10 protein-coding genes and 1 pseudogene are annotated in these 14,623 nt (G+C 66.9%); 6 read left to right on the top strand and 5 right to left on the bottom strand.

Annotated features, from left to right (window positions below; translation table 11 throughout):
- Positions 1–47: 47 nt before the first annotated feature.
- From ACFWAY_RS00475 to ACFWAY_RS00465, 3 genes are all read left to right on the top strand, one after another.
- Positions 48–1,388 carry an MFS transporter gene (locus ACFWAY_RS00475; protein ID WP_378456999.1) on the top strand — a complete coding sequence of 447 codons (1,341 nt, stop codon included), beginning with the start codon at positions 48–50 and terminating at the stop codon, positions 1,386–1,388.
- Between the two features lie 162 nt (positions 1,389–1,550).
- Positions 1,551–2,450, top strand: a complete 900-nt coding sequence (locus ACFWAY_RS00470) for a dihydrodipicolinate synthase family protein (RefSeq protein ID WP_378456998.1) — start codon at positions 1,551–1,553, stop codon at positions 2,448–2,450.
- Between the two features lie 194 nt (positions 2,451–2,644).
- Positions 2,645–3,679 carry a proline racemase family protein gene (locus ACFWAY_RS00465; RefSeq protein ID WP_378509501.1) on the top strand — a complete coding sequence of 345 codons (1,035 nt, stop codon included), beginning with the start codon at positions 2,645–2,647 and terminating at the stop codon, positions 3,677–3,679.
- Between the two features lie 44 nt (positions 3,680–3,723).
- On the opposite strand, the gene ACFWAY_RS00460 is transcribed toward ACFWAY_RS00465, so the two are convergent.
- Positions 3,724–4,608, bottom strand: coding sequence for an LLM class flavin-dependent oxidoreductase (locus ACFWAY_RS00460; protein ID WP_378456996.1), 885 nt, complete (start codon positions 4,606–4,608; stop codon positions 3,724–3,726).
- 43 nt (positions 4,609–4,651) lie between these two features.
- A complete protein-coding gene (locus tag ACFWAY_RS00455) occupies positions 4,652–5,737 on the bottom strand; it encodes a LacI family DNA-binding transcriptional regulator (RefSeq protein ID WP_378509500.1) in 1,086 nt (361 codons plus the stop codon).
- 208 nt (positions 5,738–5,945) lie between these two features.
- Between ACFWAY_RS00455 and ACFWAY_RS00450 the strand changes: the two genes are divergently transcribed.
- The 3 genes from ACFWAY_RS00450 to ACFWAY_RS00440 are packed head-to-tail and all read left to right on the top strand — an operon-like array spanning position 5,946 to position 10,002.
- Positions 5,946–6,611: a ThuA domain-containing protein gene (locus ACFWAY_RS00450; RefSeq protein ID WP_378456994.1), complete on the top strand. Its 666-nt coding sequence runs from the start codon at positions 5,946–5,948 to the stop codon at positions 6,609–6,611.
- 20 nt (positions 6,612–6,631) lie between these two features.
- Positions 6,632–8,419, top strand: a complete 1,788-nt coding sequence (locus ACFWAY_RS00445) for a thiamine pyrophosphate-binding protein (RefSeq protein WP_283334878.1) — start codon at positions 6,632–6,634, stop codon at positions 8,417–8,419.
- Positions 8,416–10,002: a GMC oxidoreductase gene (locus ACFWAY_RS00440; protein ID WP_378509499.1), complete on the top strand. Its 1,587-nt coding sequence runs from the start codon at positions 8,416–8,418 to the stop codon at positions 10,000–10,002. Before ACFWAY_RS00445 ends, ACFWAY_RS00440 begins: the two co-directional genes overlap by 4 nt.
- A 57-nt stretch (positions 10,003–10,059) precedes the next feature.
- Here ACFWAY_RS00440 and ACFWAY_RS00435 read toward each other — a convergent pair whose 3' ends face one another.
- From ACFWAY_RS00435 to ACFWAY_RS00425, 3 genes and pseudogenes are all read right to left on the bottom strand, one after another.
- Positions 10,060–11,295, bottom strand: coding sequence for an MFS transporter (locus ACFWAY_RS00435; protein ID WP_378509498.1), 1,236 nt, complete (start codon positions 11,293–11,295; stop codon positions 10,060–10,062).
- Between the two features lie 116 nt (positions 11,296–11,411).
- Positions 11,412–12,728, bottom strand: a pseudogene (locus ACFWAY_RS00430) (MFS transporter); the annotation flags it as partial.
- A gap of 231 nt (positions 12,729–12,959) precedes the next feature.
- Positions 12,960–14,501 (bottom strand): PucR family transcriptional regulator, encoded by a 1,542-nt coding sequence (locus ACFWAY_RS00425; protein ID WP_378456990.1) that lies wholly within the window; start codon positions 14,499–14,501, stop codon positions 12,960–12,962.
- Positions 14,502–14,623 lie beyond the last annotated feature (122 nt).

Here is a 14,623-nt window from a genome sequence, read left to right as displayed (position 1 = left end):
CTCTCACACAGATTGTCGACAATAAACTTCGATCGATCGGAAGACACATGACGGAAGTACAGGGCGGTTTGCACGGCCCCGAGATGCGGCGGGCCATCACGGCCGCCGCGATCGGAAACTTCATCACCTGGTTCGACTTCGCCGCATACGGGTTCCTCGCCGTCCTGCTCGGCAGGATCTTCTTCCCGTCCGAGAATCCGGCGACGAGCCTGCTCGCGACGTTCGCCGCGTTCGGAGTCGCGTTCCTGATGAATCCCATCGGCGGATTCGTCTTCGGCCGGCTCGGAGACAAGGTCGGCCGCAAGAAGATCCTTGCGACAGTAATCATCCTGATGTCGCTATCGACGTTCGCGGTCGGTCTGCTGCCGGGATACGCGACCATCGGCCTCGCGGCGCCTGCCCTGCTGGTGACACTGCGGATCATTCAGGGTTTTGCCGCCGGTGGTGAACCCGGCGGGGCGGCGACGTTCCTCGTCGAATCCGCGAAACGTGGCCGGCGGGCGCGCACCGTCAGCTTCTGGCACTGCTCGAGTTACCTCGCCAACGCGGCGGCCTCGGTTCTCATCCTCGGCCTCAACACCGCACTGAGCGAGGCGGCGATGTTCGAGTGGGGCTGGCGCATTCCCTTCCTCATCGCGGGACCACTCGGGCTGGTCGGGCTCTACATTCGCCTGAAGCTGAGCGACACAGCGGAATTCGAACGACTTCAGGCCTCGGGCGAAGTCAGCGAGTCCCCGGTCAAGGATGCCCTCGCGACCAGTCGCCGGCAGATCCTGCAGGTGGTCGGTTGTATTGCGCTGCAGGCCGCGGCCTTCTACTTCATCTTCGTCTACATGGAGACGTATCTGCAGTCGGAGGTGGGATTCTCGTTCGGTCTGGCCTCCGCGTCCACGGTCACCTGCCTGTGCTCGGCGGCGGTCGCCATCTTCGTGTTCGCCCGCTTCTCCGACCGCTACGGTCGCAAGCCGGTGATCATCCTCGGTGCCGTCTCGAGCACGCTGATCGTCTATCCCGCGTTCATGGTGTTCGCGACGGGGAATGTCCCCGCAATCGTCGTGGCGCACGCCGCGATGGGGATCTGCCTCGCCATGTTCATGTCCGCGTCGGGCGCCGCGATGGTGGAGATCTTCCCGAGTCGTGTTCGGTACGCAGGATTCTCGATCGGGTTCAACATCTCGGTCGCAGTCTTCGGCGGCACCGCGCCGTATGTGGCGACGTATCTGATCGCGGCAACCGGCAGTCCGTTGTCGCCCTCGGTCATCCTGATCGTGACGGGTGTGATGGCCATCGTGGCGGCGGCGACGCTGCACGAGACCGCAGGCCGGAAAGTCGATGCGCGGGTCTCGGCGGAGCCCCTCCGCCGCGATCCCATCACCGTCGGCGAATAGCGGCCGAAGAACCCCGGCCGATCCCTTGACACCACCGCGGATCGACCTTAGATTTAACATCGTTCTCTTGTCGACAATCGCCAATGTAACAATCGCTGAGGCCTAGAGCGCGGTCGACACCACAAGACATCACCTGACCACCACCACCGAACAGGACACGACATGACCAAGAAGCTGGGTGGCATCCTCGCCGCCGTCTCCACTCCCTTCGCCCAGGACGGCACCGTCGACGAGGGCGCACTGCGCAACCACGTCGACTTCCTGATCGAGAACGGACTGCACGGCCTGGTCCCCGGCGGCAGCACCGGAGAGTTCGCAGCACTCACGCTCGACGAGCGCAAGCTCGTCAACACGGTCGTCATCGACCAGGCCGCCGGTCGCGTGCCCGTCGCACCCCAGACCGGCTCCACCCGCACGGCGGAGGCCATCGAACTGTCCCGGCACGCAGCCGACGCCGGCGCCGACGCAGTCCTGCTGGTGCAGCCCTTCTACGAGGCCCCCACGCGCCACGAGGTCATCGAGTACTTCGCCACCGTCGGCGAAGCGGCGAACATCCCGGTGATCGCGTACAACCTGCCGGGTGTCACGGGAATGAACCTCGACCGCCCGTTCTACCGTGAACTGCTCGAACGCACGGACGCCGTCAAGTACATCAAGGACACGTCCGGATCGATCGAGCAGGCCTTCGACCTCATCTTCAACCTCGGCGACGCCATCGACACCTTCGTCGGCTGGGACACGATCGTGCTGCCCGCCTTCTCCGCCGGTGCCGCCGGGTCCATCTGGGGTGCGCCCAACTTCGCGCCCAGGGAGTGCGTCGCGATCTACGAACTCGCCAAGGCCGGCAAGTACACCGAGGCCCTCGAAATCTTCAAGCGGCTATGGAACGTCCTCGACTTCCTCGGCAAGGAGGGCTACGCCGTGGCCACCAAGGCCGCCGCTCAGGCCGTCGGCGTGGACCTCGGAGTGCCCCGCGCACCGTACGGTGAGCTGCCCGCGGACAAGAAGGAAGAGCTCACCAAGCTCATCGCCGAGACCGGACTCACCTACGCCCGCAGCTAGGGCGTGTGTCCCGATCCCAGACCGCGCGCGTTCATCACGGAGTGACCCTTCCCCGACACGTGCGCAGAGGCCGGCAGCAATCACCCCCGCTGCCGGCCTCGCCTCTCGCCGGCAGGCGCAGAGAAGTTCAGCCCTGGCAGGGTGGAACCAGGCAACGCAATTGCAGAACGCAGACGAACACACGGAGGAACATCGTGCGCTGGAGTCGAGTAGTCAACGTAGTGAAGTGTCACGTCGGGGGCGAGATCAACAACGTCGTCACCGGCGGAATCGGCGACGTCCCCGGTGCCACGGTCTTCGACAAGATGAAGCACTTCCGCGAGCATCGCGACGACCTCCGGCAGCTTCTGCTCCACGAGCCGCGGGGCTCGGTGACCCAGTGCGTCAACTTCGTCGTCCCGGCGACGGACCCCGAGGCCCAGATGGGCTACGTCATCGCCGAGTCCACGGAGTACCCGGCGATGTCGGGCAGCAACACCATGTGCGTCGCCACCGCCCTGCTCGAGACCGGCATGATCCCGATGGTCGAACCGGTCACCGACATCGTGCTGGAAGCACCCGCCGGACTCATCCGCATTCGCTGCACCTGCGAGAACGGCAAGGTGACCAGTGTCGAATTCGAGAACCAGCCCGCGTTCGCCTACGAGATCGGGGTGCCGCTCGAACTCGACGGCTATGGCACCCTCACCGTCGACGTGGCGTGGGGTGGCATGGCCTACGTACTCGCCGACGCCGAACAGCTCGGATTGAAATTGCAACCCGACGAGGCGCGCGAGATCTGCGGTCTCGGACAGAAGCTCAAGACCGCCGCCGCCGAACAGATCCCCGCGGTGCACCCGACCAATCCCGAGTTCGCCGGAATCACCCAGACCGAGTTCGTCGGCCCGCTCGCACGCACCGACGGGGTGCTGACCGCCCGGAATGCCGTGGTGGTCTCCCCCGGCCGACTCGACCGCTCGCCCTGCGGCACCGGCACGTCCGCCCGACTGGCGGTGCTGAAGGCGAAGGGCCTCATCGAGGTCGGGGAGAAGTTCGTGCACGAATCGGTGATCGGCAGTCGCTTCGAGAGCCGGATCGACAGACTGACGAAGGTCGGCACGTACGACGCCGTGGTCCCCCGTGTGAGCGGCCAGGCGTACATCACCGAACTCAGCCAGGTCGGGCTCGACCCCGCCGACCCGTTCCCGACCGGCTACACGCTGTCCGACACCTGGCCGACCGGCAACTGACCCCCCACGTGAGTGGCAAAGTGTGCTCGGGCACTCTTTCCCACTCACGTGGGGATAAGGGGTTTGACGGCGCGGCCGAGGAACTCGACGAAGCCCAGCAGGTCCGGTTCGTCCTCGGTCGGCGCGAAGGCCACCGACGTCGCGCCCAGGCGGACGAGCCTTCGCACCTCCTCGGCGACGGTCTTCGCGTCACCCGCGACCCCGATTCCGGTGTCGGACGGCTTCTCCCACCGCGCCAGTTCCTCGTCCACCCGGCGCCGCGCACCCTCGCCGGTGGCGGCGATCTTCGGAACGATCATCCGCTGCGAGGCGGCACCGTCGGCTCCGATTTCGTCCAGGATCAGGTCGCGGGTTCTGCGGATTTCGTCGTCATCGACCGCGGAAGTGACGAGGTTGCCGTCACCCAGACGTGCCGCGAGGCGTATCGACTTGGGGCCCTCGCCGCCGAGCATCAACGGAACCCGTTCGGTGGGAGGCCAGTCGAGTCTCACACGATCGAGCCGAACGTACCGCCCCTGCGTGGTCACCGACTCGCCGTCCAGCAGTGCCCGGAGCGCCACCGTGTACTCCTCGAGGAGGGTCATCGGCGACGCCGCCCGCGCGCCCACCTGCTCCATCCACCTCTGCACCCCGTGCCCGACGCCCGCGATCACTCGACCGGGAAACAACCGGGTGAGCGTGGCGATCTCCATCGCGGTGAGCGCGACATTGCGCAGCGGGACGGGCATCAACCCGACGCCGACGTGGATTCGCTCCGTCCACGCGAGTGCTGCGGCCGCCGAGGCCACGGCGCTCTCCTTGAAACAGTCTTCCCACAACCAGATCTCGTCGAGGCCACTGTCCTCGGCCACCCGCGCGAAGTCCTTCAACCGCTCGGGTTCGATCGTCGGGATGAACGTCACGCCCAGTCGCGGCACTGCACTCGTCATCGATCCATCATGAGGGATGACGCCCGGCCGTCGCGGAGCATCGTCACATTTCGCGCGGCGGCGCGGTGCTGGATTCGCGCGGCGGCGCGGTGCTGGCGCGGACGACCAGTGACGTCTTCATCAACGATCGTGTGCGGGTACCGCCACCCAGGCGATCGAGCAGGATCGTCGCGGCCGCGCGGCCCTTCTCGACGATCGGTTGATGAATTGTGCTGAGACCGAGAAGTTCTGCAACGGGTGCGTCGTCGAACCCGATGACGGACAGGTCGTCGGGCACCGCCAGACCGCGCTCGCGTAACACCTGCCACGCCGCCACCGCGTGCACGTCGGACGTCGCCACGAGGGCGGTCGGCTGAGCGGCGTCGAGCAGGATCCGGGTGGCCTCGGCACCGGCGGCGCGATCGATGTTGCCCGCCACGACGATCGACAGTTCCTCCACCGGGAGGTGGTGGTCGCGGGCTGCGGCGAAGTAGCCGGCGAGCCGCTCCCGCGCGTTGCGCTCGGTCGCCGCGCCGACCTCGTCCACCGTGACCATCCGGCAGTCGGAATCCTGGCCGAGCTTGTCGACGATGATCCCGATGCGTCGATGGCCCAGGCTCAGGATGTGATCCATCTGCAGGTAGGCGCCGTGCCGGTCGTCGATGGCCACGAACGGCAGTCCCGCGCTTCTCGGCGAATCGACCACGACGGCCGGAATGCCGCGCGCGATGATCGCCTCGACCAGGGGATGACCGTCGGGGACGTTGTGGATGACCACACCGTCCACGAGCCCACGGAGAACCAGCGAGTTCGGTGGTGAATCCGGGGAGCCACCACGCGAGGCCGGGAACAGGGTGAGGGCGATGTCGGCCGAGTTCCCGATCTCCGCGATGCCCTTCATCAGCAGGGTCACGGACGGATCCTCGAGCGCTTGCACCGGGGAGTCGGGCACGATCACGCCGACCGCGCCGATCCGCCCCGACCGCAGACTGCTTCCGGCGATGTTCGGCCCGGCGTAGCCGAGTTCCGCGGCGACGGAATAGATGTGTTCCCGTTGTGTCGCAGAGACCTTCGACGATTTGCTGAAGGCGTAGGAGACGGTGGCGACCGATACTCCGGCCGCTTTGGCGACGTCTTTCATCGTGACCACGTGGTACTCCCTCGTCGGCGTTCATCGGCCACAACCGGCCGTTGCGCACCGAAGCGCACAGGTGGCGAAGCCCGATCCTAGTCCGCGTTCGGGTGCTTCCGACGTTCCCCTCGACATCACCCATTGACACCGGTCCAGCCGGTGATACGATTCACCACCATAAGTTAATCGTTTCACCATTCCGGTTTCACCATCCATGGGAGCACTCATGACCAAGGTCCTCTACCTCTACGGCGGCTGGCCCGGCCACCATCCGTACGACATCGCCGCATGGGCACGCGAACTGTTTTCTGAACTGGACTACCAGGTCGAGGAGTCGCAGGACATCTTCACCCTCGACCGCGACCTGACCGGATACGACCTGATCGTGCTCGGTTGGAACAACGCGCTCACCACCGAGGACCTGAGCGATTCGCAGGAGAAGAACCTGCTCGACGCCGTCGCCGCCGGAACCGGGGTCGCAGCGTGGCACGGCGCCGCCGCCGCGTTCCGGGCGAGCCTGAAGTACCACTTCCTCCTCGGCGGCGATTTCGTCGAACATCCCGCGGGAGAAGCTTTCCCGCAGCCGTACAAGGTGAGCATCACCGACCGAGAGCATGAGGTGACGGCCGATGTCGAGGACTTCGCCGTGGCGTCCGAGCAGTACTACATGCACGTCGACCCGAACAACCGGGTACTCGCGGAGACAGAGTTCAGCGGCGAGCACCTGCCCTGGCTGGAGGGACTGCGCAGCCCGGTGGCGTGGGTGCGCCAGTGGGGTGCCGGCCGGGTCTTCTACCACTCGATCGGCCACACCCCGGAAGACCTGTCGGAGCCGAACGTGCGCCGACTGACCAAGCAAGGACTGCGCTACGCCGCCCGCGTAGCCAACTGACACAGCAAGGAGACACGATCATGGCGAAATTGACCGGCGGGCAGGTGGTCGCCCAGGTCCTGAAGCAGTACGGCGTCGAGTACGTCACCGGCATTCCCGGCCACGGCATCTGGTCGCTCACCGATGCGTTCCTGGAGAAGGGGTCCGAGATCCCGTTCATCCAGGTCTACCACGAGCAGAGCGCCACACACCTCGCGGACGGGTACTACCGGGTGTCCGGCAAGCCGATGGCCGCGGTGGCGTCGATCGGGGCCGGTGCGGCGAACACCGTGCTCGGACTCGCGACCGCATACAGCGACTCGACGAGTCTGCTGTGCATCACCGGCGGACCGCCCACCCACATGCGCGGGCGCGGCCTGCTCCAGGAACTCGAGCGGCACACCGACAACGGCTTTCCGCAGGTCACCGACGCAGTGTCGAAGCGCAGCTGGGTCGCCACCCGCGTGGAGGAACTGCCGTTCATCATGCACCGCGCATTCAGCACCATGCTGACCGGTCGCCCGGGGCCTGCGCACATCGAGGTCCCGATGGACGTGCAGGCCGAGGCCGCCGACGTCTCCCTCCACGACCTCGCACGACGGCTGCCGGTCGGGCTCCAGCAGCCCGACCCGCTGGCGATCGACAAGGCCGTCGACGTGCTCCGTGACTCACGCCGCCCGGTGATCGTCGTCGGCGGCGGCGCCATCACGTCCGACTCGGCCGACGAAGTGCTCGCCCTCGCCGAGGCGTGGCAGATCCCCGTGGTCACCACGTGGAACGGCAAGGGCGCGTTCCCCGAGGACCACGCACTGTTCGCAGGCAGCGTCGGCCAGACCGGAACGATCGTGGGCAACGCCGTCGCGTCCCGCGCCGACGTGGTGATCTCCATCGGATGCCGGTTCACCGACTGGTCCTCCTCCAGCTACGCGCAGGGAGTCACGTTCTCGATCCCGCCGGCCAAGCTCATCCACATCGACATCGATCCGCACGAGATCGGCAAGAACTACCCGGCGGAGGTCGGCATCGTCGCCGACGCCAAGCCGACCGTCGCCGCGATCGTCGCCTCCCTCCCCCGCAGCAGCGCCGACCGGTCCGAATACCTTGCCGAACTCGAGCAGCTGAAGGCGGAGTGGGAGACCAAGCTCGCAGGCCGTCGCGATTCCGACCGGTTCCCGTTCACCTCCCAGCGCCCCCTCGGCGGCCTGCGGTCGGTGATGGAACGGGACGGCATCATCGTCGCCGGCTCCGGCAACACCCAGGGCGCCGTGAAGCAGACGTTCCCGGTGTATCACCCGCGCACCCACCTGACGTCCGGCGGATTCTCGTCCATGGGCTGGGCCGTGCCCGCCGCCATCGGCGCCAAGCTCGCCGCCCCCGACCGGCAGGTGGCGTGTGTGCTCGGTGACGGCGACTTCCTCATGACGTCGCAGGAGATCGGTGTCTGCGTGCAGCACGACATTCCGGTGGTCTTCGTGGTCCAGGACAACGCCGGCTTCATGTCCATCCGCGGTGGCCAGCGCAAGCAGACCAGCCGGCACATCGGCACCGAGTTCAACCGCCCCGACGGCACCCCGTACAGCCCCGACTTCAAGGCGCTCGGCCAGTCCTTCGGCCTCGAGTCGTTCCGGGTGGACGACCCGGCCGACCTCGAGAGCACCTACCGGAAGGCCTTCGACTCGAAAGCTCCTGCGCTGATCGAGATCCCGACCGATCGCGACGCGGCCGGACCGTGGGTTCCCGGCTGGTGGGACTTCCCGGTTCCCGCCTACATCGAGGACGAGCGCCAGGACGAGTACTGGGCGACGCGAGCAAAGGAACAGCACCTGTGAGAACGTCGGGACACGATCAGATCGACGCGTATTCACCTCTGCGCGAGGGCGCGGTGGTCGACGTGGGCGACTCCGACACGGTCACGGCCGATGTCGTGGTCGTCGGATCCGGGATGGGTGGTTCGACGCTGGCGTGGGCGCTCCGCGATCGGGACGTCGACGTCCTGGTCGTCGAGCGCGGGCGGTTCCTCCCCCGCGAGGTGGAGAACTCGCAGGCCGCTGAAATGTTCCTCGAGGGCCGGTACAAGACCGCGGAACCGTGGTTCGACGGCAGCAACGGTGAGCCGTTCCAGCCCGGCGTGTACTACTGGGTGGGAGGCAACACCAAGTTCTACGGCGGCAGCCTCCCCCGCTTCCGCGTCACGGATTTCGAGGAGACGCAGCACTGCGACGGCATCTCACCGAAGTGGCCGTTCAGCTACGCCGATCTCGAACCGTTTTACGCCGAGGCGGAGCGTCTCTACCAGGTGCACGGTAGCGACGGCGAGGATCCGACGGAACCGCCGCGGTCGTCTCCGTACCCGTTGCCACCGCTGCCGCACGAGCCGACGATCGAGCGTTTCGCATCGTCCCTTCGTCAGCAGGGCCTGCACCCGTTCCACACACCGAACGGCATGAACCTGACCACACAGGAGCGTCGACGGCAGTCGACGGCGTCGGACGGCACCCCGTCGCAGACCGATCACAAGAGTGAGGCGGAGAACCGGGCCTTGCGTCCCGCGCTCGAGTCGGAGCGGGTGCGCCTGCTCACCGAGGCGAAGGTGACGCGTCTGCTCACCGACGCGAAGGGAACGCGAATCGTCGCCGCGGAGGCCGATTTCCGTGGTCGCACGATCCGAATCACGGCCAATCAGTTCGTGGTCTCGGCGGGCGCGGTCAACACCGCGACACTGCTGCTCCGATCGGCCGACGAGCGGAATCCGGACGGCCTCGGCAACTCGTCGGGGCTGCTGGGCCGGAATTACATGGTGCACAACAGCACGTTCTTCATGGGCGTCAACCCCTTCCGCACGAACACGACTGCGTGGCAGAAGACCCTGGGAATCAACGACTGGTACGTCGCGGGCCCGAACAACGAGTACCCGCTCGGCAATCTGCAGATGCTCGGCAAACTGCAGGCCGCGCACGTGAAGGGGGCACGGCCCTGGGCTCCGATGTGGGCGCTGAAGGCGGTGGTGGATCGCAGCCTCGACATCTACCTCACCACCGAGGATCTGCCGACGCGGAACAACCGGGTCCGGATCGACGGCGACCGGATCGTCGTCGACTGGACTCCCAACAACACTGCACCGCACAGTGAACTGGTTCGCCGCGTCTCCGCGGCGGTCCGCAAGGCGGGGTATCCGATCATCCTCACCGAGCGGATGGGGATCGCGACGAACTCGCACATGTGCGGAACCGCGGTCGCGGGTACCGATCCGGCGGCGAGTGTCCTCGACCCGAACTGTCGCAGTCACGACGTCGACAACCTGTGGGTCGTGGACGGTTCGTTCTTCCCGTCGTCGGCGGCGCTCAACCCCGCGCTGACCATCGCGGCCAACGCGTTGCGAGTCGCACCCCACATCGCTTCTGCCGCAGTGTGATGTGATCGGAACACGTGATCGCCCGGCCTCGCTCTCGGAGGCCGGGCGATCACGTGTTCATTTCCAGCTGATCTGTTCCGCGGCGAGCGGATGGTCCTCGGTCTCTCGGGTTTCGCCGGCAGCATTCGCCACCAGCCCGGCGAGGACGGCGCCGGCGAGGACGATGTAGAAGGCCTGCAGGAGTCCGAACTGCTCCCCGAGCAACCCGAGGAGCGGCGGCCCGACCAGAAACGCCATGTACCCGAGCGTCGATACCGCGCTGACGCGTCGCGCGGCGTCGGCCCCCGAGTCGGCCGCCGCGGACAGTGCCAGCGGAAAACCGAGGGCCACCCCGACACCCCACAACGCGCACCCCAGTGCGGCGAGTACCAGGTTCCCCGCCAGGATCACGATCAGGATCCCCGCCACCGCGAGCGCCGCGGACCAGCGGACGGTCGCAGAGCGGCCGTACCTGTCGACGACGCGCCCACCGAGCAGGCGGCCCGCCGTCATCGCGGCCACGAACACGACGTAGAACGCGGCGCCGGTGGCCGACCCGACGCCGTATCCGTCGACGATTCCCAGTGGCAGCCAATCGTTGGCACTTCCTTCCGCGAACGCCATGCCGAGAGCGATCAGGCCGAGGAGAACGATCCGGGTGTCCCGCCATATGGCCAGACCGCTGGACGTGCCGGACCGACGGCGCGTGCGCCCGACCTCTCGTCCGGTGGCCGGAGGTAGCAGGGCCACCACGCTCCCGCTCGACACGAGGACCACGACGGCAAGCACCCCGAGGTGCAGGGGTACCGGAACGTCGAGCAGTTCGGCGATCGCCCCGAGGCCGGCGCCGGCGAGCGTTCCGAGACTGAATGCGCCGTGTAGTAACGGCAGAAAGCTGCGTCCCATGCGCTTCTCGATCGCTGCGCCCTCGACATTGAGCGCCACCTCGCACATGCCGAACCCCGCACCGGTGAACGCGAGTCCCAGAGCGACCAGAGCCGCGATCGCGACACCCGAACCGAGCCCCACCGTGAACAGGCCGAGGCTGGCGACGGCCGCCGCGGCCGTGATGACGTGACGGGCGCCGACCCGGGCGACGACGGGACCGGCGAGCAACAGCCCCGCCATCGATCCGATCGACAGACCGAGAATGATCAGGCCCATGTCGCCCGTGCCGACTCCGAGGGACGAGCGAATGGCCGGCGTGCGGGTCACCCAGGACGCATAGGTAATCCCCGTCCCGACGAAGATCGCGAAAGTTGCTGTTTTCCAGCCACACTCACCGCGCTTCAACGGCGGACTCTCGGTAGGCACAGCTGTCTCCTGTTCGCGTCGGGAAATGGTTAATCGTATCACCGGATAGTGACACCAAAGCGGTCCGGCACCTCGGGAGAGGTACCGGACCGCAGGAACCGAAAGCGCCGGAGGACCTATCCGGTCGCGACCTCGTGTCTGCTCGTCTCCGACGCCGGCTTGTGGTAGCGCGGCACCAGGCGCATCAGCGCGGGACCGCCGATCGCGATCAGCACGAGAAGGATGACCGGCAGTAGGGGCATCCATTCGATACCGAGGTTGTCGACGACGACGGTGATCGCGGCCGGCCCGACGAGCATGCCCACGTAGCCGATTGCGTTGACCAGACCGATGTTCCGTCCCGCGTTCTCGGGATCGCGTCGCCCGGCCGCCGACAACATGAGCGGCGCCATGCACGCCAGGCCGAGTCCGAGCAACACGAAGCCGGTGAGGGCGAGCGGCGCCGATCCACCCAGCATCGCGAGAAGCGCACCGGCGGCACCGATGACACCGCTCGCACCGACGATCAGTCGAGCACCGAAGTACTCGGCCAGCTTGTCGCCGAACAACCGGCCGACGAACTGCGCTCCCGAGTAGAGGGTGACGGCCGTCGCTGCCAGGCCCGCCGTGGTGCCGACCGCGCGGCGAACGAATTCCTGACCCCAGTCCAGGACCGCGCCCTCGCTCAACATCGATCCGAGCAGGAGCACACCGAATCCGATCATCACGAGGAGCGTCGCCGTGGTGGCCGAACGCTTCCCCGGGTGCGCGGGGTCGGCGGCGCCCGGAATCTCGTCCCGTTCCGGAGGCAGCAACTCGTCGAGGGAGAGAAGCCATTTACCGAAGACGACACCGAGTACCGACAGGACCACGCCGATCGAGATGTAGGCGACGGCCGGACTGTCGGTGAAGTGCCGCGCCAGAGCGCTGCCGACGAGGCCGAGAACGAAGCCACCCGCCGGGTAGGCGGCGTGGAACGCGGACATGATGGGTCGCCCGTAGTACCGCTCGACCTGCACACCGTGGGTGTTGAACGCCGTGTCGAAGGCGCCGCGGAGCAGTCCGATGAGCACGCCGATCACCATCGCTCCGACCAGTCCGTCGAGGAAGGCGAGGGGGATGTAACAGAGGGGGTAGACGACCATCGTGGGCATGGCCGTGTTTCTCGGACCGTACCGATCGATGAAGGGGCCGATGGCGAAGCAACCGACGGCGGCGCCGATGCCGATCGACAGCGCGAGGAGGCCGAACTGGGAGTCGCCGCCGTCGCCTTCCCATCCGAGGTGACTACGCAACGAGGTGGTGCTCGTCGACCACATCAACATCACGGCGCCCAGCTGGAAGAAGCCGAAGAATGTCGCGATTCGCGCCTTACGCACGCGTGTATGGTCGAGCACGGGAGCGGTGCCTGCTCCATGTGTTGCCATGATTTCGTCCTTGCGGTAGGTCTCGGACCGCCGCGGGCGCCTACGGGGGTAGGCGTCCGTTCAGCGAGAAGCGAGTGCGTGAACTTTCGATCAACGCCGACTGGATGGCCGGAATCTTGGGGAAAACACTACGAAGGTGACGCGCCGCACAACAGGTACAGACCGTGTACCTCCTGCGCGCGAACTGCACAGAATGAGAAGACGGCACTGACCGTGTCATCGTCGCCCGCTCCGCCATCATGGTCGCCCGCTCCGCCATCATGGTCGCCCGCTCCGCCGCGCCACGATTGACGACCCCTCGAGCAGATCCAGCCCCTTCACCGCCAGCAGCAGGCTTTGCCGGGTGGCGGCGTCATCGAGGGATTTGCCCAGGATCGCGGCGATGCGGTCGAGCCGGTTGTACAAGGTCCGGCGCTGGATGAAGAGTTTCTCCGCCGCTTCGGTCTTGCGGCCGTCGACGGCGAGGAATGCTCGCAGTGTCGGCAACAGCGGGGTCGTGGACTGCGCATCCTTCGTGAGCAGTGGGCCGAGCTCGTCCTCGACGAAGCTGGCGAGCTCGGGCCCCTGCGCCAACGTCACGAGCAGACGTTCGACGCCGAGATCGTCGAAATGCAGCATGGGTGAGGCAGGCAGGGAACGCGACACCGCGGCAGCACTTTTCGCCTGCGTGACCGCGACCTGCAGCATCGACGCGGGCACCGCGCGGCTCATGCCGCCGCCGTGCTCCATCGTCCCGAGCAGGCCCGCGAGCTCGGCGCGGGTCCGGCCGGACTCCGCCGCCACGGCCACGACGTAGTCGCCCATGTCGGCGCTGATCGCACCCGTGTCGATCTGACGGCCGGCGCGCGGACCGGGCGACTCGTCGCGGGCATCCTTGTTCGCGATGACGACGACGATCTGCCCCGACCCCAGCTGGTACCCGAGTCTGCCTGCCTGGTCGACGAATTCGGCCCCGGAGAGATCGCCGATCAGCAGTCGCGTGATCAGTGCCGTGCTCCGCTGATCGTCCCTCGCTTCCCGGCTCCGGTCGGTCAGCAATGAGATCGCGACGGACGCGGCAGCGCGCTCGGTCGCGAAAGCCGCGGTGGACCGTTCGGTCGCGGGCCGGTCGGTGAAGACGTGAATCCAGCCCCACGGCTGACCGCGCATCAGCACCGGCCTGCGGACGCATCCACTGTCGTCGCTGTGGAGGCCCCGCGCGTGCCGGTCCCAGTCCTCGATGCCGGCCTCTTCGTCGAACTCGCCGACGTACGCCATCACGCGATGCGCGATGTTCTCGAGTACCACCGTGCCGTCGGTGAGTTCGGCCAGCGTCTGCACGATCGAGAGATAGTCGGCGCCGTCCAGGAGCAGGTTCGAGAACGTGGACTCGACTTCCCGTTCGTAGGTGAGGGCCTGCAGGCGCTTGTCGGTCAGGATCTCGTGGACCTGCGACGAGACACCGGCGAACGACACCTCGCGGGCAAGGGCGATGATCGGCAGGCCGCAGGCCTGCCCTTCGGCGACTACTGCATCCGGTACGCGGTCGAACATCCGTCCCGACTCCTCGATGACGAGAGCGGCGGCCCCGGCATGAGCGGCTGCGCGCACGAACACCTGTTGAAGGGCGCCCGTGCTGCCCATTCCGAGCCCGGCGGTCAGGAGTAATTCTCCACCCCGGAGGAAGCGGGCGATATCCGAGATCTCCGACGAATGCACCCAGCGGACCTCACGGTCGAGGCTGCCGGATCCGGTCAGGACACGGGCTCCCGCGTCTTTCAGGAGATCGATGTCGAGAGCGTCGGCGACGGTGAAGACCATGCTCAATGGTACACAGAACGTGCATGAACCGACGCAAACAGTTCCCACAATGCAACTGTCGGAAACACGTGCGGCACCGCGATGCTGAGTGACAACAGATCCAGCCCCTCGCTCATCCGAAG

Source organism: Rhodococcus sp. NPDC059968 (assembly GCF_042738615.1).
Lineage (GTDB): Bacteria > Actinomycetota > Actinomycetes > Mycobacteriales > Mycobacteriaceae > Rhodococcus_F.
Note: the sequence above shows the minus strand (reverse complement) of the source record. Positions and strands in the feature narration are given on the sequence as shown.